The following is a 21,102-nucleotide window of genomic DNA, read 5'->3' as shown; positions in this document are numbered from 1 at the left end:
CGGTCACCTGGCAGCCGGCCGTGGCGGCCTCGACCCTGCACCCCGCGAACACCGGCTGTGCGGGAGACACTGCGCCGGATCGTGGGCCGCAGCACCGAGCGACGGCGGCAGCGCCGGCTCGACCGAGGGGGATCCGTGCTCTCCGTGCTCAACGCGGGCATCGGAGGCGATCGCGTCCTCGCCGACGGCCTTCAGTCACCGGGCGGCTCCAGTGCCCTGAAGCGCTACGCGATCGATGCCCTCTCACAGGCGGGAGTGACCGAGGTGGTGGCGCTCGAGAGCATCAACGACATCGGCGAAGGACACGCAGGGATGAACGACCTCCCCGTGACCTACAGCCTGGAGGCGGTGTCACCGCCGAGCGACCCAGCCGAAGGACCCACCGCATAGGGACTGCGTTCGCCAGGAATGTCGCTCTGCACTGCAAGCGGGCGCACCTCAGGTCGGCCTAGGCTCAGAGCCGTCGATACTTAGACGGGTCTCAGGACTGCCACCAGGAAGTCCGAGTCCTGAAGCCACGGACGCAGGTCCCACGTGGACAACAACAGGTCGGCCTCCAGCCCCGCTTGACGAGCATCGTTCAGGAACTCGGAAAACTCGTAGCCCCGGCCGGCACCGAAGCCAATCGCGACGCGTCCCTCGCCATGAACGTGCTTCCTCAACCGTCGCAGCACTTCAACGCGGGTGCTCGGGGCCAGAAACGTCATCACGTTCCCGGCACACACGATGACGTCGAAAAGATCCGGGATCCCGTGAGCACCCAGATTGAGCTCCGCCAAGTCCTCGACGATCCAACGAGGACCCGGGTGGTCTTCGGCGGCCGCCTCGATCAGCACCGGGTCGACGTCAACACCGACCACGTTGTGCCCGAGTCGGGCCAGCGCGGAGCCCACGCGACCCGGGCCGCAACCCGCGTCGAGGATGCGTGACCCACGGCCGACCATCGTGTCGATCAGACGCGCCTCCCCAGCCAAGTCGTCGCCGGCCGCTGCCATCGAGCGGAACCGCTCGACGTACCAGGACGAGTGATCCGGGTCGGCCGCCACCTGCTGCATCCACGCACTCCGCTCTGCCATGTCTGCATTGTGCCGTCACGCGCCACACCATCGTCGCTCAGGCCTTCGGAGCGCCCGGGGCCCGGAGCCGCGTCATGCCGCCGAACGACACCCCGCGCCGACCCACGTGCGATCGGCCTTCGTCCCAGCCAACAGCCGAGTCAGGAGTTCGAAGCCACTTTGTCGGCCTCGGCCCGCAGCATCAGCGCGATGTCGATGAGCTGGTCCTCCTGGCCGCCGATCAGCTTGCGGCGACCGGCCTCGAGCAGGATCTTGGCGCCCGAGACGCCGTAGCGCTCGGCGGCGTTGCCGGCGTGCTTGAGGAAGGAGGAGTAGACGCCGGCGTAGCCCATCATCAGCGTCATCCGGTCGAGCTGGCACTCCTCGGGCATCGCAGGACGGACGACGTCCTCGGAGGCGTCCACGATGGTCAGGAAGTCGATGCCGGTCTTCCAGCCCAGCTTGTCGCACACCCCGACGAAGGCCTCCAGCGGCGTGTTGCCCGCACCCGCACCGAAGCGGCGCACGGAGCCGTCGATCTGGGTGGCACCCGCGCGGGCCGCGATGACGGTGTTGGCGACGCCGAGCCCGAGGTTCTCGTGGCCGTGGAAGCCCACGGTCGCCTCGTGGCCGATCTCGGCGACGAGGGCGGAGACCCGGTCGGCGGTCTGCTCCATGACGAGCGCCCCGGCGGAGTCGACGACGTAGACGCACTGACAACCGGCGTCGACCATGATCCGGGCCTGCTTCGCGAGCACCTCGGGCGGCTGGGTGTGGCTCATCATCAGGAAGCCGACGGTCTCCAGGCCGAGCTCGCGGGCCAGCCCGAAGTGCTGGATCGAGACGTCGGCCTCGGTGCAGTGCGTGGCGACCCGGCAGATCTGGCCGCCGTTGTCCTGCGCGGCACGGATGTCGTCCTTCGTGCCGAGCCCCGGGAGCATCAGGAAGGCGATCTTGGCGCGCTTGGCGGTCTCGGCCGCGATCTTGATGAGCTCCTGCTCCGGTGTGCGGGAGAAGCCGTAGTTGAACGACGAGCCCCCCAGGCCGTCACCGTGCGTCACCTCGATGACCGGCACCCCGGACGCATCGAGCGCCTCGACGATGTCGTGGACCTCGGTCGCGGTGAACTGGTGGCGCTTGTGGTGCGAGCCGTCGCGCAGGCAGGTGTCGGTCAGCCGCAGGTCCAGGTCTCCCCACGGCTCCGTGCCGTGCGCGCCGGACCAGGTGCGGGTGAGGGTGTTGAGGTCAGCAGCGTGAGCGGGCATGTCAGTTGCCTCCGAGCAGCGAGCGGGCGATGTTCTGACCGACCTGGGTGGCCGCGGCGGTCATGATGTCGAGGTTGCCGGCGTAGGGCGGCAGGAAGTCGCCGGCACCCTCGACCTCCACGAAGATCGAGACCTTGGTCTGGCCCTGGGTCGCAGCGGAGGGCTCGTCGATCTGGGGCTCCTGGAGGAGTCGGTAGCCCGGGACGTACTCCTGCACCGCCTTCTCCATCGCGAAGACCGACGCGATGATCGCGTCTCGGTCGGCATCCGGCGACACCGCGCAGTAGATCGTGTCGCGCATGATCATCGGCGGCTCGGCCGGGTTGAGGATGATGATCGCCTTGCCGCGCTCGGCTCCGCCGATGGACATGACACCCGCGGACGTCGTACGGGTGAACTCGTCGATGTTGGCACGCGTGCCCGGACCGGCGGACATGGACGAGACCGAGGCGACGATCTCGGCGTAGGACACTCCGCCGAAGCCCTGGGCCGCTCGCGAGACAGCCGCGACCATCGGGATCGTGGCCTGGCCGCCGCAGGTGATCATGTTGACGTTCCACGCGCCCACGTGCTCCTCACCGTTGACCGGCGGGATGACGGCGGGACCGACGGCGGCGGGCGTCAGGTCGATCGCGCGGATGCCGGCCTCCTCGTAGCGCGGGGCGTATTCGCGGTGCACGTAGGCCGAGGTCGCCTCGAAGATCAGGTCGGGCAGCACGTCCTGCTTGAGCAGCCAGTCGACCCCCTCGTGGGAGGCCTCCAGCCCCTGGTCGGCCGCGAGGCGCAGGCCCTCGGACGCCGGGTCGACTCCGATCATCCAGCGTGGCTCGATGCTCCCTCCGTTCTCGGCCGAGCGCAGCAGCTTGTAGAGCAGGTCCGTGCCGATGTTGCCGGGGCCGACGATCGCGGCGGTGAGCTTCTGCTTGGTGGACATTGGGTCTACTCCTCGAACTGGGCGACCAACGGGGCGAACCCGCTGATGGACGCCTCCACCCGGTCACCCGGCGCGAAGGGGACGAACGGGCCCAGGGCCCCGGACAGGATCAGGTGGCCGGCCCGCAACGGGTCACCGAAGCGGAAGGCTTGGACGGCGAGCCAGCGCAGCGCCTCGAGGGGGTCACCGAGGCAGGCGGCGCCGGTGCCGCTGGAGCGCTCCTCGCCGTTGATCTTCAGCGACATCACCACGTCGACCGGCGAGAAGTCGTCGAGCGTGCGCCCCTCGCTGCCGACCACGAACAGGCCGCTGGAGGCGTTGTCGGCCACGGTGTCGGTGAAGGTGATCGCCCAGTCGGCGATCCGCGAGTCCACGATCTCCAGGGCCGGCAACGCGACCTCGACGGCGGCGCGCACCAGCTCCAGGGTGATCTCGTCCTCGGTCCCCGGCGCGATGTCGTCGCTGAGCACGAACGCGACCTCCGCCTCGACCCGCGGCTGCAGCAGCCGTGCCATCGACACGGGCGACTGGGCACTGACGTCCATCTCGTCGAGCAGGTAGCCGAAGTCGGGCCGGTCGACGCCGAGCTGGCGCTGCACGGCCTCGGAGGTGGCGCCGATCTTGCGACCGACCACGGTGGCGCCCGCCGCGAGGCGACGCTGCACCAGCCCCCGCTGCACGGCGTACGCCGCCGGCAGGTCGTCGGTGCCGATGAGATCGCGCACGGGGGCGCACGGGGTGCGGGTCTCCTGCGCCTGCGCCAGCCGATCGACGGCGGCCGGAACAGCGTCCTGATGGGTCACGGACGTCATACTAGAACCTGTTACAGTTTCGTGCCATGAGCACCCCTCTGCCTGAGTCGGTGGACGTGGTCGTGGTCGGCGCTGGTGGCGCCGGCATGACTGCAGCGCTGGCCTCCCGCAAGCACGGCCTGGACACCATCCTCGTCGAGAAGAGCGCCTACTTCGGCGGCTCGACCGCACGCAGCGGGGGCGGCGTGTGGATGCCGGGCAACTACGCACTCCAGGCCGCCGGCCAGGCCGACGCCCTGGAGGAGTCCAAGCGGTACCTCGACTCCATCGTCGGCGACGTCGTGCCCAAGGTCCGTCGCGACACCTACCTCGAGCGTGGCGCCGAGGTCATGGACTTCATCCGCGAGAACACCCCGGTGCGCTTCGCCTGGGTCCCGGACTACGCCGACTACCACCCCGAGGCACCGGGCGGAAGGCTCAAGGGGCGCTCGGTCGAGCCGATCCCCCTGGACGCGAGCTTCCTCGGTGACGAGCTGGAGCGGCTGCACCCGCAATACACCAAGGCCCCGGCCAACCTGATCGTCACCCAGGCCGACTTCCGGAAGCTCAGCCTCGGCATGCGCACCGTCAAGGGCCCGCTCACGATGCTCAAGGTGCTCCTCAACCGGATCATCGCCGGGCTGCGTGGTCGTCGCATGTTCGCGATGGGCAACGCGATCGCCATCGGCCTGCGCAAGGGACTCATCGACGCCGGCGTGCCGGTGCACTTCGAGACCGAGCTGAAGGACCTGGTCATCGAGGACGGCCGGGTCGTCGGCGTGCGCGTGCTGCGCGACGGTGAGGAGCACGTCGTACTAGCGCTGCGCGGTGTGATCCTCGGCAGCGGCGGGTTCGAGCGCAACCTCGAGATGCGGGAGAAGTACCAGCCGCAGCCCACCAGCATCGACTGGACCACCGGGTCGGAGTTCAACACCGGCGCCGGCATCCTGGCCGGCATCGGCGCCGGTGCCCAGACCGACCTGCTCGACGACGCCTGGTGGGGACCCACGATCCCGCTGCCGTCGGGGCCATGGTTCTGCCTGGCCGAGCGCAACCTGCCCGGCTCGATCATCGTCAACCAGGCCGGCCGGCGTTACATGAACGAGGCGCTGCCCTACGTCGAGGCCGTGCACGAGATCTACCAGGGGGAGGCGTCCGGTGTCGGCCACGTGCCGAGCTGGATGATCATCGACCAGCGCTACCGCAACCGCTACCTGTTCGCCGGCCTCATGCCGCGCCAGCCCTTCCCGGGCCGTTGGTACAAGCACGGCACCATCAGGAAGGCCGACTCCATCGAGGCGTTGGCTGCCGAGATCGAGGTCCCGGCCGACGCCCTCGCCGCGACCATCGATCGCTTCAACGGCTTCGCCCGGTCCGGCACCGACGAGGACTTCCACCGCGGCGAGTCGGGCTACGACCAGTACTACTCCGACCCCACGGTCAAGCCCAACCCGTCGTTGCACACCATCGACCAGGGCCCCTTCTACGCCGTCAAGATCGTCCCCGGCGACCTCGGCACCAAGGGCGGCCTCGTCACCGACGAGCGCGCCCGGGTGCTGCGCCCGGACGGCTCGGTCATCGGCGGCCTCTATGCCGCCGGCAACGTGTCGTCGGCCGTCATGGGCAACACCTACGCCGGCCCGGGCGCCACGATCGGCCCGGCGCTGGCCTTCGGCTACCTCGCTGCCGAGGACATCGCTGCGAACTCGCCGGTCCAGAGCCCCGTCGCCGAGGCCCCCGCCGAGATCCCCGCCGAGATCCAGGAGACCGCCTGATGCCTATCGACCCGTCCGTCGCGATCGGCGCCGAGATCGGTGAGCGCCACTTCGCCTGGTCACCGAGCGACGTGCTGCTCTACCACCTCGGCATCGGAGCCGGCTCCCGTGCCGGCGACAACCTGAGCAGCGACGCCCTGCGCCACACCCTCGACGGTCCTGCGCTCCAGGTGCTCCCGTCCTTCGGCGTCGTCGCCCCGAGCTTCCACGAGACCGACCCTCCGCCCCTCGACCTGCCCGGCTGCGACATCAACCTCGCCCAGGTCGTGCACGGCTCGCAGTCGATCACGGTCAACGGCCCCCTGCCGACCTCCGGCGAGGCGACGATCCGGGTGCACATCAGCGACATCTGGGACAAGGGCAAGGCTGCTGTGATCTGGCAGGAGGGCGTCGCCACGGCGCCGTCCGGCGAGGAGCTGTGGACGGTCCGCTCGTCGATCTTCGTCAAGGGCGAGGGCGGCTGGGGCGGGGACCGTGGCAGCTCCGAGAAGATCGGGCTGCCCGACCGGCCGGCCGACACCGACACGACGTACGACGTGACGCCGCAGCAGGCGCTGCTCTACCGGCTGTGCGGTGACCGCAACCCGCTGCACGCCGACCCCGACTTCGCGAAGGCGGCCGGTTTCCCGGCACCGATCCTGCACGGCCTGTGCTCCTACGGGATCGTGCTGCGCGAGCTCACCGACGGACTGCTCGGCGGTGACGCGACCGGGGTGGCCGGCTTCGGCGGCCGCTTCTCCGGGGTGGTCTTCCCCGGCGAGACGATCCGCGTGCAGGGTTGGCGCGAGGACGACCGCATCGTCGCTGCAGCGACCATCGCCGGCGGCGAGCGCGACGGCTCGCCGGTCCTCTCCGACGTGGCGCTGACGCTAGCCTGACCGCATGGACCCGGGGCTGCTCGCGCACCTCGAGCCCCAGGTCGGCCCCGACTCGGCTGCCGATCTGGTCGACGTGCTGCGGGCGCTCGACGAGCGTGCACGCGAGGCTCTGGGCGACGAGGTCGTCGGTGTCCACCTGGTCGGCTCCTTCGCCGCGGGAGACGCCGACGAGCACAGCGACGTCGACTTCCTGGTCGTCACGCGCACCGGCCCGACCCCGGCAGCCGAGGCAGCGCTGAGGACCGTGCACGCGCACCTGCCCGACCTGGACTCCCCGTGGGCCGGTCACCTCGAGGGCAGCTATGCACCGGTGACCGACCTGGCCAACCCGACGACCGTCGGGCGACGCTGGCTCTACGTCGACAACGGCAGCCGCGTCCTGGAACGCTCGGGCCACGACAACTCCGCCCACACGCGCTGGGTGCTTCGTGAGCAATCCTGCATCGTCAGCGGGCCGCCCGCCCACGACCTGCTCCCCCGGGTCTCGCGCGGGGCGCTCTTCGCCGAGGCCGTCGGCGAGGCCCGCCAGCGTGCGGCCGCCGTCGAGGACGACCCCGCAGCGCTGCGCAACGCCTGGATGCAGCCCTACCTGGTCCTCACGATGTGCCGGATCCTCTACACCGCCCGCGAAGGCGCCGTGGTCGGCAAGGAGCCCGCAGCCCGGTGGGCGCTGGGGATCCTGCCCGACGAGTGGCACGACCTCGTGCTCGCTGCGGTGGCCGACCGGCCGGACCCGTGGGGGCGCGTGCACCGTGAGGCCGACCCCGAGCGGGCGCTCCGCACGCGTGCTTTCGTCTGGGACGTGCTCGCCCTGGTGAGCGCCAGTCGTTGACCGTCGCGGGAAGAGCACCCACTAGGTTGGTGCCCGTGACGATCCTGGGCACGCCGCTGAGCTCGACCGCCACCCGCGTGCTGCTGCTGGGCTCGGGAGAGCTCGGCAAGGAGGTGGTCATCGAGCTTCAACGCCTCGGCGTCGAGACCATCGCCGTCGACCGCTACGCCGACGCGCCGGCCATGCAGGTCGCCCACCGCAGCCACGTCATCGACATGCTCGACCCGGCCGAGGTGCGCCGGGTGGTCGAGCTGGAGCGGCCGCACTTCGTCGTGCCGGAGATCGAGGCGATCCACACCCCCACCCTCCAGGAGCTGGAGTCCGAGGGCGTGACCGTCATCCCGACCGCCCGCGCGGCCCGGCTGACGATGGACCGCGAGGGCATCCGCCGGCTCGCCGCCGAGGACCTCGGGTTGCCCACGTCGCCCTACCGCTTCGCCGGCACCGCCGAGGACTACGCCGCCGCCGTCGAGGAGATCGGGCTGCCGTGCGTCGTGAAGCCGGTCATGTCCTCCTCGGGCAAGGGCCAGTCGACGCTGCACACGCCCGAGGACGTCGCACCGGCGTGGGACTACGCGCAGTCCGGCGGTCGCGCCGGGCAGGGCCGCGTCATCGTGGAGGGCTTCGTGCCCTTCGACTACGAGATCACCCTGCTGACGGTGAGGCACGCCTCTGCCGACGGGGGCCCCGACGTCATCTCCTTCTGCGACCCGATCGGGCACGTGCAGGTCGACGGCGACTACCGCGAGTCGTGGCAGCCGCAGCCGATGAGCCCGGCGGTGCTGGCGCGGGCCCAGGAGATCGCGGCGACGGTCGTGGGTGATCTCTGCCAGCCTGCCGGTCGCGGGCTGTTCGGCGTCGAGCTCTTCGTGCGCGGCGACGAGGCGATCTTCTCCGAGCTCTCCCCGCGCCCGCACGACACCGGCCTGGTCACCCTGGTCTCCCAGGACCTCTCGCAGTTCGCCCTGCACGTGCGCGCGATCCTCGGCCTCCCGATCCCCTCGATCCGCACCCGCGGCGCCTCGGCTTCGTGCGCGGTGCTCCTCGAGGGCGACCAGGTGGCGCCGTCGTACGCCGGCGTCGACCGCGCCCTGGCCGCCCCCGACACCCAGGTCCGAATCTTCGGCAAGCCCGCCGTCGCCGGGCGTCGACGCATGGCCGTCACCCTCGCCCTCGGCGACGACGTGGACGCCGCTCGCGCCGCCGCACGCCACGCCGCTGCCTGCATCACGACGTAGGGCCCGGGGCATCCGGGGAGTTACAGCTTCTCCGCCCGCGCCCGCAGCCGCCGTACGACGAACACGGCCAGCAGGAGTGCCAGCAGGACGTAGACCACGTGGGAGACCTCCCCCATGCGGCCCTCGACCACGTGCCACTGCTCGGCCAGCTGGTAGCCGGCCACGATCAGCCCGGCGTTCCACAGCAGGCTGCCGGCGGTGGTGTAGCCGGCGAACTGGAGGACCGGCATCCGGTTGACCCCCGCGGGGATGGAGATGAGGCTCCGCACCCCGGGCACGAGGCGGCCGAGGAACACCGCGGCCCGGCCGTGGCGGTCGAACCACTCGGTCGAGCGCTCGACGTCGCGGGCGTGCACGAGCGGCACCCGCTCGGCGATCGCGCACAGCCGGCCCACCCCCAGCACGGCTCCTGCGTAGTAGAGGACCAGGGCGCCGACCAGCGAGCCGACGGTCGCCCAGATGATCGCGGCGAGGAGCCCGTAGTGGCCCTGGCTGGCGGTGTAGCCGGCCAGCGGCAGCACCGCCTCGGACGGGATCGGAGGAAAGACCGTCTCGAGCAGGGTCGCCAGGCCCACGCCCGGCGCCCCGATCGTCTTCATGATCTCGACGACCCAGTCGAGCACCGCGTCCATGGTCCTCCTCCCCTGTGAGTCGCTGCCCTGGTCGCTCCCGGACGAAGTCGTCACCGTAGACAGGACCTCCGACCGGTCCCGCTCCGGGTCAGCGTTGTGCGCTGAACGCCCCGCCGGCACCGAACGCAAGCGCCGCGAAGCGCTCACCGATCAGGCGATGAGTGGCAGCGTCGGGGTGCAGCTGGTCGGGCAGCGGCAGATCCACCGCGTCGGCCTCGCCGTAGAGCTCCCGGCCATCGATCAGGTGCGGGTGCGCGTCGTCCGCGGCACGCGCAGCCACGATGGCCGCCAGCTGCTCCCGGATGATCCGCAACGTCAGCCGGGTCCCATCCGCAGGGTCGCCGGTCGCCACGAAGCCGAGTCGCCCCTCGGACAGGGCACTGAGGTCCGGCGCGGCGGGGCCCGGGGTCTCCTCGTGGATCTCGCACCACAGCGGTGAGACCACCAGCAGCTGTGTCGTGGGATGGCCCTCTCGGATGGTGTCGAGGAAGCCGTGGACGGCCGGACCGAAGGCGCGCAGCCGCATCAGGTCGGTGTTGACCAGGTTGATCCCGATCTTGACGCTGATCAGGTCAGCCGGGACGTCGCGGATGGTGCGCGCGGTGAACGGGTCGAGCAGCGCGCTACCGCCGAAGCCGAGGTTGACCAGCTCGACACCGCCTCCTGCCGCAGCGAGCGCGGGCCACGTGGTGCTCGGGCCCGCAGCGTTGGAGCCGTGGCTGATCGAGCTCCCGTGGTGCACCCAGACGGGGTGCCCGCGGTCCGGGACCGGGCGGACCGGGGCGTCGGAGCGCAGCGCGACGAGCTCGGTGGCCTCGTTGTGGGGCAGCCACACCTCGACGTCCTTCTCTCCCGCGGCGAGCCCGGAGAAGCGCAGCGTCCCGACCGGGCCCCGCGTCAGCTCGGCCGCACCGGTCGCCATGTCGATCGTGTGGACGTGGCCACCGTCGGCGCTCTGCTGGTCGACCAGGACGCCGTCGACGAGCAGGTCGTAGACGCCGTCGGGCCGCGGCGGCGCCCCGCGGTAGGCCATCCTGGTCGGCAGCACGTCGATCTCGAGGGAGGTGGCCGCGGTCCGCAGCACCAGGCGTACGCCGGAGGGCTGGGCCTCGGCCATCGCCAGCTGGCCGTCCGGCACCTGGGCGCGGGCCCACGCCGGCAGCCGGTGCGGTCGGAGGCCCAGCGCGGTGGGCTCGAGCTCGAGCGCGCCCCGCACGAGGTCGGACGTGATCGGCGTGATCAGCCAGGAATCTGCGAAAGCCGAGGTCATGACGCCACCGTGCCCGACGCCACCGTGCCCGACGCCACCGTGCCCGACGCCACTGTGCCCGACGCCACTGTGCCCGACGCCCTCCCGACGACGTACAGCCGCTCGGTGGTCTCGCCCCGCGAGGCCACCGGCCCGCGGAGGTACCACTCGACGTCGGTGAGCCCGGCAGCCCGGACGAGCGCGACGAGCGCGGCCGGCTCGTGCCCCACGAAGTCCAGCGCGACCTCATGGTCGAACCACGCGTCGAGGTGACGCACCTCGGCACCGGCGTGCATCGCGAGCACGAGCACTCCGCCGGTGCGCAGCGGACGGACCAGCGCCGCGATCGCGTCGGGCAGCTCGGAGCCGGCGAGGTGGATCAGGGAGTACCAGGCGAGCACCGCGCCCCAGCCGTCACTGGTGGTGGGGCGCATCAGCCGACGCAGGTCACCGACCGCATAGTCGCCCTCGGGGTGCAGGCGGCGGGCCACCTCGACCATCTCCGGCGCGAGATCGATCCCGGACGCCTCGACGCCCAGCGCCGCGAGGTGGGCGGTCACGTGGCCGGGCCCGCACCCCACCTCGACGACCGGGTAGGGGCCGGCGAGGTCGGCCACGTGCCCCAGGAGCCAGCGCTCGAACGGCAGGTCGTCGAGCTCGTCGGCCAGCGCGGCGGCGTAGGCCTCCGCCACCACGCCGTACGACGAGCGGACCCGCTCGTCGCGCGCCTCACGGCCGTCGACGATCACCCGCTCCCGGTCCACGGTCGGTCCGGGGGCGCTCGGTGTGGTCTCGACCTCGACGGGGCCGAGGAGATGGATCCACCGGTTGTCGTGCTGGCCAGGTCGCCTTCCGAGCTCCCTGACCAACGGGGTCGGTCGCGCGGCGAGCCGGCCCAGGACGACCTCGGCGGCACCCTTGTCGGCGAAAGTGTGCAGCCGCTCCGAGCGGGAGCGCAGCTCACCGGGGGTCTGGGCACCCCGCAGCAGCAGGACGGTCACCAGGGCCCGCTCGTCGTCGGCGAGCGAGAGGTCCTCGGCGAGCGTCTGGTGGTACTTCAGCGTGCGGCGCCCGGTCGCCGCCCACACGATGCGGACCAGGCCGCGATCCTTGAGCTCACGGGCGACCCGCTCGACGGTGGGCTCGTCGAGGTCGGTGATCGGGTCGCGGCTGCTGGTCTGGTTGCAGGCGGTGCGCAGCGCGTTGAGCGAGAGCGGATAGGACGCCGGGACCGTCGTCTCCTTCTCCAGGAGGCTGCCGAGCAGGCGTTGTTCGGTCGGGTCGAGCACGAGCGGGTCGGCCATGCTCCGAACCCTAGTGGGGCGGGCTCAGTGGGGCGGGCTCAGTGGGGCGGGCTCAGTCGCCGGCTGGTCATCGCCGGCTCATCACCACCTTGAGCGCCTTGGTGTCCGCGGCGGTGCCGAAGGTCTCGTAGGCGTCGAGGATCTGGTCGAGGTCGAAGTGGTGGGTGGCGAAACGCTCGGCGTGGAGCTTGTTCTGGGCCACCAGCTTGAGCAGCATCGGGGTCGTCGAGGTGCTGACCAGGCCCATGGTGATCGCGATGTCGGAGATCCACAGGTCCTGCAGGTTCAGCTGGACCGGTGCTCCGTGCACGCCGACGTTGGCGACCGTGCCGCCCGGACGGACGATCTTGGTGCAGGCATCGAAGGTCTGAGGGATGCCCACGGCTTCGATCGCCACATCGACGCCGTGACCGTCGGTCATGGCCATCACCTGCTCCACCCAGTCCGCAGCAGCGCTGTCGACGGTGTCGCTCGCCCCGAAGGCCAGCGCCTGGTCGAGACGGTTGTGGTCGATGTCGAGCGCGATGACGCGCGCGGCGCCGTACAGGCCGGCGGTCATCATCGCGGCCAGTCCCACGGGCCCGGCCCCGACGACGGCGACGACGTCCCCGGGCTTGACGCGCCCGTAGCGGACGCCGATCTCGAAGCCGGTCGGCAAGATGTCGGAGAGCATGACGGCCTGCTCGTCGGTGACCCCCTCAGGGATCTTGTAGACCGAGTTGTCCGCGAAGGGCACGCGCACGAGCTCGGCCTGGGTGCCGTCGATGAGGTGGCCGAAGATCCAGCCGATGCCGCTGGCGCCCTCCTCCGCGAGGCAGTGCGCGTAGAGGCCCTGGTGGCAGTAGGAGCACGAGCCACAGGCACTGATGCAGGAGATGATCACCCGATCACCCACGGCTACGGTCGACACGGCCGATCCGGTCTCGACGACGGTCCCGACGCCCTCGTGGCCGAGGATGCGGCCCTCGGCGACCGCGGGCACGTCACCCTTGAGGATGTGCAGGTCCGTGCCGCAGATCGTGGTCGTGTCGATGCGGACGATGACGTCCGTGGGCTGCTGGATGCTCGGGTCCGGGACCTCGTCCCAGCTCTTGCGACCAGGGCCGTGGTAGACGAGTGCCTTCATGGTGGTCTCCCTCCGCGGAGGACGGCGAGCCGATGCCCGCGAGAGGCTCCTCCACCGCCGACTCTTTCGCCGCGGGAGGAGCCCGAGAAGGGCCCAAGGTCCCGGCGGGGTCAGGTGATCCAGTCGTGGGCGCGGCGGGTGTGGGCGGCCTTCTTGGCAGCGTCCATCCGGTCGTAGAGGTTGGCGATCATCCGCGATCGCGGGTTGCCGGCGAAGACGTCGAGGTGGTCGCGCACGAAGGTCCAGTAGAGCGCGTCCCAGTCGTCGCACCACTCGCCCTTGGGCAGGTCCGACATCTTCCGCAGGTAGTTGCTGCCCGAGACGTAGGGCTTGGTGGTGATCGCGGCACCGGCCGCGAACTGGCTCATCGCGTAGACGTTGGGCACCATCACCCAGTCGTAGGCGTCGACGAAGAGCTCCATGAACCACTCGTAGGTCGCGTCGGGGTCGGTGCGCAGCAGGCACTGGGCGTTGCCGAGGACCATGAGCCGCTCGATGTGGTGGGCGTAGCCCGTGTCCAGGACCCGCCGCAGCACGAGGTCGACGGGGGCGAGCCCGGTGGTCGCCTCCCACCAGCCCTTGCTCAGGGGTCGGGTGTGCTGGAGGTGGTTGCGGCTGCGCATCCGGCGACCCCACAGGTGATAGGTCGCGCGCATGTATTCGCGCCACCCGATCACCTGCCGCACGAAGCCCTCCAGCGAGGCCAGCGGCACGTCGTGCCCCTCGGCGTGCTCGAGCGCTCGGGAGAGGACGTGGTGGGGCGAGACGAGCCCGATGTTGAGCCCCGGGGTCAGCAGCGAGTGGAAGACGAAGCCGTGCTGGGCCGAGATCGCGTCCTCGAACGGGCCGAACCCGTCGAGACGCTGCGCCAGGAACTCGTCGTACGACGCCTCGGCCTCGGCGTGGGAGGTGGGCCAGGCGAAGGTCTCGGCGTTGCCGGGCGCGTCGGGGAACTCGCGGGCGACCCACGCGATCGCCTCCTCCACCGCCTCGTGGCGCGCGGGCGGCGTGATGTCCGGGACACGATGATTCTTCGGCAGCTTCTTGCGGTTGTCCTCGTCGAAGGACCACTTCCCGCCGACAGGGCTGCCGTCGGCCTCGACCAGGACGTCGAGCCGGCGACGCTGCCAGGTGTAGAAGGTCTGCATGCGCGCGGACGAGCCGGCGAAGTGGTCGGTGAGCTGCTGCCGGGTCGTGAGGAAGTTGGGGGTCTCCAGCACCTCGAGGTCGGTCACGGCCCGGTGAAGGTCCCGGGAGAGCCAGTCGTCCACGACGTCGAAGACGTCGACGCGGCTCGGCTCCAGACGGGCGAGGAGGTCGGTGAGCTGGTCGTGGCTGGTCGCCTCGGCGCTGGTCTCGACGACGTGGACCTCACGGTCGTGCTCGCGGAGCAGGTCAGCGAACCGACGCATCGAGGCGCGGTGCAGGACGAGCTTCTGGGCGTGGAAGCGGTAGTGCCGGAACAGCAGGTCGTGCTCGACCAGGACGAAGACCGTGTCCTCGGGGGCGTCGAGGTGGTCGCGGAACAGCTGGTGGGGCAGCACCAGCCGCACGTGTCGTTCCCCCATGCGGCGAGACTAGCCAGGCGCCGGTTGCCTGGCCCCTATCCTCGGCGCATGAGCCTCCTCGACAGCTGGACCCGCGGTGCGCACACCGGCGAGACGCTTCGCGGCACCACGGCGACCCACCCGACGTACCGCAAGGGCAGCGGGCCCGGCGTCATCGTGATCCACGAGATCCCGGGCCTGACGCCTGAGGTGATCGGCTTCGGCGAGGAGGTCGTGGCGGCCGGCTTCACGGTCGTGATGCCGCACCTCTTCGGCACCCCCGAGAAGTCGCTGGGCGTGGGCAGCGTGACGGGTGCGCTGCGGCAGGTCTGCGTGAGCAAGGAGTTCACCAAGCTCGCGAAGCGCGAGACCTCACCGGTCGCGGGCTGGCTGCGCAGCCTCGCGCGCGACCTGCACGCCGAGCTCGGCGGGCCCGGCGTCGGGGCCCTGGGGATGTGCTTCACGGGCGGCTTCGCCCTGGCGATGATGGTCGACGACGCCGTCGCCGCCCCCGTGCTGTGCCAACCCTCGGCGCCGTTCCCCGTCGGAAAGGCGCGAGCCGCCGACCTCAACCTCTCGCCGGCCGACCTGAGCGTCGTCAAGTCACGGGCGGCTGGTGGCTGCCAGGTGCTGGGCCTGCAGTACGCCTCCGACGTCGCGACCGGCACCCGCTTCGACACCCTCACCCGCGAGATCGGCGGGGCCTTCATCCGGGTCGAGTTCGAGGGCAAGGGCCACTCCACCGTCACTGCGCACCGTCAGCAGGAGGGCGTCGACCGGGTGCTCGCGTTCTTCCGCGACAAGCTCGCCGGGTGAGGCCTGGTCTTGCGGTCCGGCGCCACCCGATCTCAGCGACGTGGCTTGGTCCGCGTCGTCGGTGGCGCCGTCCACGGGTCGTCGGGCCAGGCGTGCTTGGGGTAGCGCCCGCGGAGCTCCGCGCGCACCGCGGGATAGCCGGTCGCCCAGAACGACGCTAGGTCGGCGGTGACCGCTGCCGGGCGCCGCGCCGGTGACAGCAGGTGCAACAGGAGTGGGACCCGTCCCTCGGCCAACGCTGGGGCGGCCCGCCAGCCGAAGACCTCCTGGATGCGGACGGCGAGGACGGGCTGGTCACCGTCGTAGTCGACGCGCACCGCCGACCCGCTCGGCACCACCACCCGCTCCGGGGCCAGCTCGTCGAGACGACCGGCCTCGGGCCACGGCAGCAGCCGCCTCAGCGCCGAGGTGACGTCGATCCGGCCCAGGTCGCGGGTGCCGCGGACCCGGGCAAGGTCGGGCCCGAGCCAGGCCTCGACCGCGTCCGTCAGCGCCTCGTCCGACACGTCCGGCCAGGGGGCGCCCAGGGCGCGGTGCAGGAAGGCCAGGCGCCGGCGCAGCTCGAGCGCCGACGGCTTCCAGGGCAGCACGGCGAGGCCGTCGCTGCGCAGCCCGTCGCGGACGGCGCCCGCCACGAGGTGAGGGGCCGGGTCGGGGATGGTGGAGGCGGAGAGCTCGATCGCGCCGAGTGACGTCGTACGACGAGCGACCACGCGGCCCTCGACCCACCCGACCTGCTCGGCCTCCTCCCACAGCGCCGAGGCAGCCTCGAGCGCGAGGTCCTCGTCGATCGGCGCCGCTGAGCGGATGGTCGCGTCACGACGGCCCGCCGGACGGTCGGCGTCGGCAACGGCGAGCCAGGGCACCCCGGCAAGCGAGGACTCCCCCGCCCGGAAGGCGGCACCTGTGCCGCCGGTCATGAGGTACGCCGTGCCGCCCGGCCTCAGCCGGGCGATGCGCTCGGGGTGCGCCAGGGCGACCACGAGCCCGACGGCGAGGTCGTCGCCCAGCCTCTCGCTGCCCCCTCCGCCCCTCCGGTCGGCCGGCAGTGCCGCCTCGAGGCGCTTCACCGCCGCGGTCCAGGGGCCGGCGTCGGGACCACCACGACGCACGGCCCTCAGCGCGGCCACGAGATCGGCGCCCGGGGAGCGGACGTCCTCGGACAGCAGGGCGACGACCTCGGCTGCGCGTCGACCACCGACGAGCGCAGCTCCGTCGAGCAGCGCCCGGGCCAGCCGCGGGTCGGCGGCGACGGCTGCGATCGCGCGGCCACGCTCGGTGACGGTGCCGTCGGGCGCCAGCGCGCCGAGGCCGAGGAGCGTCGTCTGCGCGGCCTCCATCGCCGGGGCCGGTGGAGGGTCGAGCAGGGCGAGGCCGGCTCCGTCACCGCTGCCCCAGCAGGCCAGGTCGAGCGCGAAGGCGGTCAGGTCGGCCGTCGCGATCTCCGCGGCGGGGTGTGCCGGCAGGTGCGCGTGCTCGGCCTCGGACCAGCAGCGGTGGACGGCCCCGGGGCCCTCACGGCCCGCGCGGCCCGCGCGCTGCTCGGCGGACGCCCTGCTCACCCGGACGGTGACCAGTCCCGCGAGGCCGCGACGGTGGTCGGTCCGGGGCTCGCGGGACAGGCCAGCGTCGACGACGATCCGCACGCCGGGCACGGTCAGCGACGACTCCGCCACTGACGTCGACACGACGACCCTGCGCCGCGGCCCGGCCGTGAGCGCGGCGTCCTGCTCGCGGCCGGGCAGTCGCCCGTGGAGCGGCAAGACGTCGGCGTCGAGGCTGGCGAGTCGTCGTACGACGCCGCCGACCTCGGCCACCCCCGGGAGGAAGACCAGCGCGTCACCGTCGTGCTGTGCCAGGGCACGGCGGGTGGTCGCGGCGACGTGGTCAAGGAAGGCAGGGGTGATGCCGCGGTCGTCGGAGCGCTTGACCCCGGGCGGCAACGGCGACCAGACCTCGGTCACCGGGTGCAGGGCGCCGGGCACGTCGACGACGGGCACGGGCCCGGCCACGTCGTCGCCGGAGTCGCCCGCGTCGCCGAGGAGGGCGGCCGTGCGCTCGGCCTCCACCGTTGCGGACATCGCGACGAGTGGGAGGTCGTCGCGCAGGTGGCGGCGCACGTCGACGAGCAGCGCCAATGTCAGGTCGGTGTCGAGCTGGCGCTCGTGCACCTCGTCGAGCACGACCGCGCCGACGCCGGTCAGCCCGGGATCACGTTGGAGCCGGCGCAGCAGGATCCCGGTCGTCACGAACTCCACGCGCGTCGCGCTGCTGACCCGCTGGTCGCCCCGCACCGCGTAGCCCACCGTCTGCCCCACCGGCTCCCCCAACAGGTGGGCCAGGCGACGGGCGGCCGCGCGGGCCGCGATCCGACGCGGCTGGGTGACGACCACGCGGCCGTCGACGAGGGCCGCGAGCGCCGGCGGCACCATCGTCGTCTTGCCGGTGCCCGGAGGGGCCATGACGACCGCGGCCCCACGGTCCGCCACGGCCCGGCGCAGCGCGTCGAGCCCGGCCACGACCGGCAGGTCGGGCGGGTCCGCGAGCAGCCGCGCAATCGGGTCCTGGGCCACGGCGCCAGCGTCGCACGTGCGTCACGACGGCCACCCGCCGGTCGAGCAGTGACGAGCGCCAGCGAGCAGCGCACGTCGAGACCCAGCAACCCAGGAAGCGACCTCGAGCCCCGCCCCCACAGCTGAGCAGGTCCCACTCACGAGACCGGTGGCAGCTCCACGCCGTCACCGACCGCGACGACGCCCGACTCGAGCACCCGACAGATCGAGCCGCCGCGGCGGCGCAGCGCGACCTGCGCATCGGGACCGATGGTGTCGTCAAGGAGCTTGCAGGGGGCGGCGACCCGCACGACCTCGAGCAGCAGGTCACCGATGCGGATCAGGCTGCCGGGTGCTTTCGGGATGACGCCTGCGGAGACCGTGATGTTGCGGCGCGTCAGGGCTGGGTCGATCGGCGCCCCGAAGACCTCCGACGCCTCGCCGATCGCCTCCAGGCTCTGGATGCTCACCTGCCGGTGCTTCGAGCCCTCGTAGCGGTCGCCCACGATCCCCCGCGCCTCCACCACCTCGGCCTGCTCGACCGACCGCATCGGCAGCCGACGTCCCTTGGCGACGTGGATGGACACGACGACGGGCTGGCTCACGCCGGCCATTGTGACGGCTCCCTCAGGCCGAGAGGATCAACCCGCTCGTGGGGACGCCGGTGCCGGCGGTGACGAGCACGTGAGCGGCGTCGGGCACCGGGTTGACCGAGGTGCCACGGATCTGGCGGACGCCCTCGGCGATGCCGTTCATGCCGTGGATGTAGGCCTCGCCGAGCTGACCACCATGGGTGTTGAGCGGGAGCCGGCCGCCGATCTCGATCGCCCCGTCGGCGACGAACCCCGGCGCCTCGCCGCGGCCGCAGAAGCCGAGCTCCTCGAGCTGCATCAGCACGTAGGGCGTGAAGTGGTCGTAGAGGATCGCCATCGGCATGTCGTCGGGGCGCAGCCCGGACTGGCGCCACAGCTCGCGACCCACGACACCCATCTCCGGGATGCCGATGTCGTCGCGGTAGTAGGACGTCATCACGAACTGGTCGGCACCGCTGCCCTGGGCCGCCGCGGCGACGTACGCCGGCGCCTGGGCCAGGTCGCGTGCTCGCTCGGCCGACACGACCACGAGCGCGACCGCGCCGTCGCTCTCCTGGCAGCAGTCGAGCAGGTGCAGCGGGTCGGCGATCATCCGCGAGGCCTGGTGGTCCTCGATGGTGATCGGCTTGCCGTAGAAGAACGCCTCGGGGTTGGTCGCCGCGTGACGACGATCCGCGACCGCGACGGCGCCGAAGTCGGCCGACGTGGCGCCGTACTCGTGCATGTAGCGACGGGCCTGCATCGCCACGGTGGCCGCGGGCGTGCCGAGCCCCATCGGGTAGGTCCACGCGTTGTCGAGGCCGTTGGTGTTGACCTGTGTCGCGGCCGCGAGGGAGAACTGGCCGAAGCGGCTCTCCGAGCGCTCGTTGAACCCGCGGTAGCAGACCACGACGTCGGCGACTCCGGTCGCGATTGCCATCGCCGCCTGCTGCACCGTCGCGCAGGCCGCTCCGCCGCCGTAGTTGATCCGGCTGAAGAACCGCAGCTCCTTGATCCCGAGCTCGCGCGCCACCGCGATCTCCGAGGAGGTGTCCATCGTGAACGTCGTGAGCCCATCGACGTCGGCAGCCGTCAGGCCGCAGTCGACCAGCGCGTGCTGGACCGCCTCGACCGAGAGCTGCAGCTCCGAACGCCCCGACTCCTTGGAGAACTCCGTCGCGCCGATCCCGACGATCGCCGCCTTGCCCGACAGGCCGGTCACGCGGACACCCGCACGGTGCCGACGACGTGGTCGCCCAGCGACACCGCACCCTTGACCTCGATCACGGCGACTCCGTCCTCGATCGCGGAGACCGTGCCGGAGAAGGTCAACGTGTCCGAGGGGTACGCCGGCGCGCCGAGGCGGATCGCGATCCCCCGCACGTCGGTGTCGCCACCGGCCCAGTCGGTCACGAAGCGCTCGACCAGCCCGGTCGAGGTCAGGATGTTCATGAAGATGTCCTTCGACCCGTGGCCCTGCGCCAGGTCCCGGTCGTGGTGCACGTCCTGGAAGTCACGCGTCGCGATCGCGGTGCTCACGATCAGCGTGGGCGTGATCGCCACGCTCCACTCAGGGATGGTGTCTCCGACGTTCACGCGGTCTCCTCCTGGGCAGGCTCCTGGGCAAGCTCCTGGGGAGCGGGGCGCCAGATCGGCAGGGTCAGGTCGTCGTCGACGCGGTGGAAGTCCACCTGCAGCCGTTGGCCGATGGCGATCTCGTCGGGGTGTACGTCGGTCACCTCGCCCACCATGCGCACGCCCTCGTCGAGGTCGATCAGCGCGAGCACGATCGGCAGCACCTTGCCGGGGACCGGCGGGTGCCGATGGATGACATAGCTGAAGACCGTGCCCACGCCGGCCGACACCACGTGGCCGCGGTCGAGGGCACCGCAGTCGGGACAGGCAGGCCCCGGCGGGAAGCGCAGCTCACCGCACGCGTTGCAGCTCTGGACCCTCAGCTCGCCGACGGCCGTGCCGTCCCAGAAGAAGCGGGAGTCTCGGCCGATCATCGGCCGGACGCTCATGCGGAGTCCCCGTCGGTCGAGACCCGCGGGACGAACTTCAGCACCCGGAACAGCATCCGCGCGACGACCTCGCGCTGCCCGTCAGGTGCATCGACGTACCAGGTGTTGCGCGACGTCACGAAGTAGCCGACGCCCATGCCGGTGGTCTTGGGCCCGACGACGGAGTCGAGCGCGGTGGTGACGCGCACCTGCTCGCCGACCTTCAACGTGCGCTCGTAGGTCTGCTCGCAGTTGGTGCCCAGCACGGCGGTGTAGCCCGCGTCGGTGAGCACCTTCATCATCGCGTGCAGCGGGTCGTCGGCAGGCGGCCTGCCGCCCAACCCGTACATCGTCCAGACCTGCGCCATCGAGGGTGGCGCCTCGCCACCCTGCCAGCGTGGGTTGGTGTTGCCCATCGCCTCGACCCAGTTGTTGATCGTGGGCTGGTTGACCGGGTCGCGCGCCTCGCGCTCCGCCGCCTCGCCGAAGGCCTTGATCCGCTCGGCCTCGGCCATGATCCGATCGTGGGTCTC

The 21,102-nt window shown here is 71.7% G+C and carries 21 protein-coding genes; 6 read left to right on the top strand and 15 right to left on the bottom strand.

Translation table 11 applies throughout. From position 1 onward, the window contains the following. The first annotated feature begins 135 nt into the window (after positions 1-135). The gene (locus BM204_RS08575) at positions 136-390 is read left to right on the top strand and encodes an SGNH/GDSL hydrolase family protein (RefSeq protein ID WP_143099694.1); all 255 of its coding nucleotides are present in this window, start codon (positions 136-138) and stop codon (positions 388-390) included. 80 nt (positions 391-470) lie between these two features. Here the strand turns inward: BM204_RS08575 and BM204_RS08570 are convergent, their stop codons facing one another. The 4 genes from BM204_RS08570 to BM204_RS08555 all read right to left on the bottom strand — a co-directional run bounded on the left by BM204_RS08570 (position 471) and on the right by BM204_RS08555 (position 4,066). Further along, positions 471-1,055 (bottom strand): class I SAM-dependent methyltransferase, encoded by a 585-nt coding sequence (locus BM204_RS08570; protein WP_246166009.1) that lies wholly within the window; start codon positions 1,053-1,055, stop codon positions 471-473. Between the two features lie 161 nt (positions 1,056-1,216). Continuing rightward, a complete protein-coding gene (gene dmpG / locus BM204_RS08565; protein ID WP_091112022.1) occupies positions 1,217-2,320 on the bottom strand; it encodes a 4-hydroxy-2-oxovalerate aldolase in 1,104 nt (367 codons plus the stop codon). Position 2,321: 1 nt separating this feature from the next. Next, entirely contained in the window at positions 2,322-3,254 is a 933-nt protein-coding gene (locus BM204_RS08560) for an acetaldehyde dehydrogenase (acetylating) (RefSeq protein ID WP_091112020.1), read from the bottom strand. A gap of 5 nt (positions 3,255-3,259) precedes the next feature. After that, positions 3,260-4,066: a 2-keto-4-pentenoate hydratase gene (locus BM204_RS08555; protein ID WP_091112019.1), complete on the bottom strand. Its 807-nt coding sequence runs from the start codon at positions 4,064-4,066 to the stop codon at positions 3,260-3,262. 26 nt (positions 4,067-4,092) lie between these two features. Here BM204_RS08555 and kstD point away from each other — a divergent pair, with 26 nt between their 5' ends. Genes kstD through purT form a run of 4 tightly spaced genes read left to right on the top strand, consistent with a single transcriptional unit; the run spans position 4,093 to position 8,768 of the window. After that, the gene (gene kstD, locus BM204_RS08550) at positions 4,093-5,820 is read left to right on the top strand and encodes a 3-oxosteroid 1-dehydrogenase (RefSeq protein WP_091112017.1); all 1,728 of its coding nucleotides are present in this window, start codon (positions 4,093-4,095) and stop codon (positions 5,818-5,820) included. Continuing rightward, positions 5,820-6,698, top strand: a complete 879-nt coding sequence (gene chsH3, locus BM204_RS08545) for an enoyl-CoA hydratase ChsH3 (protein WP_091112016.1) — start codon at positions 5,820-5,822, stop codon at positions 6,696-6,698. Before kstD ends, chsH3 begins: the two co-directional genes overlap by 1 nt. A gap of 4 nt (positions 6,699-6,702) precedes the next feature. Beyond that, entirely contained in the window at positions 6,703-7,530 is an 828-nt protein-coding gene (locus BM204_RS08540; RefSeq protein WP_091112014.1) for an aminoglycoside adenylyltransferase domain-containing protein, read from the top strand. 35 nt (positions 7,531-7,565) lie between these two features. Beyond that, positions 7,566-8,768: a formate-dependent phosphoribosylglycinamide formyltransferase gene (gene purT, locus BM204_RS08535; protein ID WP_091112013.1), complete on the top strand. Its 1,203-nt coding sequence runs from the start codon at positions 7,566-7,568 to the stop codon at positions 8,766-8,768. A gap of 20 nt (positions 8,769-8,788) precedes the next feature. On the opposite strand, the gene BM204_RS08530 is transcribed toward purT, so the two are convergent. The 5 genes from BM204_RS08530 to BM204_RS08510 form a co-directional block, all read right to left on the bottom strand. Then, the gene (locus BM204_RS08530; RefSeq protein ID WP_091112011.1) at positions 8,789-9,400 is read right to left on the bottom strand and encodes a DedA family protein; all 612 of its coding nucleotides are present in this window, start codon (positions 9,398-9,400) and stop codon (positions 8,789-8,791) included. A gap of 88 nt (positions 9,401-9,488) precedes the next feature. Continuing rightward, positions 9,489-10,670, bottom strand: coding sequence for a GDSL-type esterase/lipase family protein (locus BM204_RS08525; RefSeq protein ID WP_091112009.1), 1,182 nt, complete (start codon positions 10,668-10,670; stop codon positions 9,489-9,491). After that, positions 10,667-11,953 (bottom strand): DUF480 domain-containing protein, encoded by a 1,287-nt coding sequence (locus BM204_RS08520; RefSeq protein WP_091112008.1) that lies wholly within the window; start codon positions 11,951-11,953, stop codon positions 10,667-10,669. The genes BM204_RS08525 and BM204_RS08520 overlap by 4 nt, the downstream gene beginning before the upstream one ends. A gap of 67 nt (positions 11,954-12,020) precedes the next feature. Next, positions 12,021-13,079, bottom strand: a complete 1,059-nt coding sequence (locus BM204_RS08515; RefSeq protein WP_091112006.1) for a zinc-dependent alcohol dehydrogenase family protein — start codon at positions 13,077-13,079, stop codon at positions 12,021-12,023. Between the two features lie 110 nt (positions 13,080-13,189). After that, complete coding sequence (locus BM204_RS08510; protein ID WP_091112005.1) at positions 13,190-14,647, bottom strand: cryptochrome/photolyase family protein; 1,458 nt, start codon at positions 14,645-14,647, stop codon at positions 13,190-13,192. A 48-nt stretch (positions 14,648-14,695) separates the two neighbouring features. Between BM204_RS08510 and BM204_RS08505 the strand changes: the two genes are divergently transcribed. After that, positions 14,696-15,442, top strand: a complete 747-nt coding sequence (locus BM204_RS08505; RefSeq protein ID WP_091112003.1) for a dienelactone hydrolase family protein — start codon at positions 14,696-14,698, stop codon at positions 15,440-15,442. 32 nt (positions 15,443-15,474) lie between these two features. Here the strand turns inward: BM204_RS08505 and hrpB are convergent, their stop codons facing one another. The 6 genes from hrpB to BM204_RS22605 form a co-directional block, all read right to left on the bottom strand. After that, entirely contained in the window at positions 15,475-18,015 is a 2,541-nt protein-coding gene (hrpB, locus tag BM204_RS08500; RefSeq protein ID WP_218031147.1) for an ATP-dependent helicase HrpB, read from the bottom strand. Between the two features lie 137 nt (positions 18,016-18,152). Next, positions 18,153-18,599, bottom strand: coding sequence for an MOSC domain-containing protein (locus tag BM204_RS08495; RefSeq protein ID WP_218031146.1), 447 nt, complete (start codon positions 18,597-18,599; stop codon positions 18,153-18,155). Between the two features lie 22 nt (positions 18,600-18,621). Then, positions 18,622-19,788, bottom strand: a complete 1,167-nt coding sequence (locus BM204_RS08490; RefSeq protein ID WP_091112000.1) for a lipid-transfer protein — start codon at positions 19,786-19,788, stop codon at positions 18,622-18,624. Then, positions 19,785-20,162 (bottom strand): MaoC family dehydratase, encoded by a 378-nt coding sequence (locus BM204_RS08485; protein ID WP_091111998.1) that lies wholly within the window; start codon positions 20,160-20,162, stop codon positions 19,785-19,787. Before BM204_RS08485 ends, BM204_RS08490 begins: the two co-directional genes overlap by 4 nt. Further along, a complete protein-coding gene (locus tag BM204_RS22610; protein WP_170259091.1) occupies positions 20,159-20,590 on the bottom strand; it encodes a Zn-ribbon domain-containing OB-fold protein in 432 nt (143 codons plus the stop codon). The genes BM204_RS08485 and BM204_RS22610 overlap by 4 nt, the downstream gene beginning before the upstream one ends. After that, positions 20,587-21,084: an FAS1-like dehydratase domain-containing protein gene (locus BM204_RS22605; protein ID WP_170259090.1), complete on the bottom strand. Its 498-nt coding sequence runs from the start codon at positions 21,082-21,084 to the stop codon at positions 20,587-20,589. Before BM204_RS22605 ends, BM204_RS22610 begins: the two co-directional genes overlap by 4 nt. Between the last annotated feature and the right edge of the window lie 18 nt (positions 21,085-21,102).

It is taken from the genome of Nocardioides psychrotolerans, from assembly GCF_900113685.1.
GTDB lineage: Bacteria > Actinomycetota > Actinomycetes > Propionibacteriales > Nocardioidaceae > Nocardioides > Nocardioides psychrotolerans.
This window is presented reverse-complemented; position numbering and strand designations above follow the sequence as displayed.

Coding starts and splice junctions, on each gene's coding strand:
- BM204_RS08570 (WP_246166009.1), bottom strand. CDS start 1,055: ATGCAGCAGGTGGCGGCCGACCCGGATCACTCGTCCTGGTACGTCGAG.
- dmpG (WP_091112022.1), bottom strand. CDS start 2,320: ATGCCCGCTCACGCTGCTGACCTCAACACCCTCACCCGCACCTGGTCC.
- BM204_RS08560 (WP_091112020.1), bottom strand. CDS start 3,254: ATGTCCACCAAGCAGAAGCTCACCGCCGCGATCGTCGGCCCCGGCAAC.
- BM204_RS08555 (WP_091112019.1), bottom strand. CDS start 4,066: ATGACGTCCGTGACCCATCAGGACGCTGTTCCGGCCGCCGTCGATCGG.
- kstD (WP_091112017.1), top strand. CDS start 4,093: ATGAGCACCCCTCTGCCTGAGTCGGTGGACGTGGTCGTGGTCGGCGCT.
- chsH3 (WP_091112016.1), top strand. CDS start 5,820: ATGCCTATCGACCCGTCCGTCGCGATCGGCGCCGAGATCGGTGAGCGC.
- BM204_RS08540 (WP_091112014.1), top strand. CDS start 6,703: ATGGACCCGGGGCTGCTCGCGCACCTCGAGCCCCAGGTCGGCCCCGAC.
- BM204_RS08530 (WP_091112011.1), bottom strand. CDS start 9,400: ATGGACGCGGTGCTCGACTGGGTCGTCGAGATCATGAAGACGATCGGG.
- BM204_RS08525 (WP_091112009.1), bottom strand. CDS start 10,670: ATGACCTCGGCTTTCGCAGATTCCTGGCTGATCACGCCGATCACGTCC.
- BM204_RS08520 (WP_091112008.1), bottom strand. CDS start 11,953: ATGGCCGACCCGCTCGTGCTCGACCCGACCGAACAACGCCTGCTCGGC.
- BM204_RS08515 (WP_091112006.1), bottom strand. CDS start 13,079: ATGAAGGCACTCGTCTACCACGGCCCTGGTCGCAAGAGCTGGGACGAG.
- BM204_RS08510 (WP_091112005.1), bottom strand. CDS start 14,647: ATGGGGGAACGACACGTGCGGCTGGTGCTGCCCCACCAGCTGTTCCGC.
- BM204_RS08505 (WP_091112003.1), top strand. CDS start 14,696: ATGAGCCTCCTCGACAGCTGGACCCGCGGTGCGCACACCGGCGAGACG.
- BM204_RS22610 (WP_170259091.1), bottom strand. CDS start 20,590: ATGAGCGTCCGGCCGATGATCGGCCGAGACTCCCGCTTCTTCTGGGAC.
- BM204_RS22605 (WP_170259090.1), bottom strand. CDS start 21,084: ATGGCCGAGGCCGAGCGGATCAAGGCCTTCGGCGAGGCGGCGGAGCGC.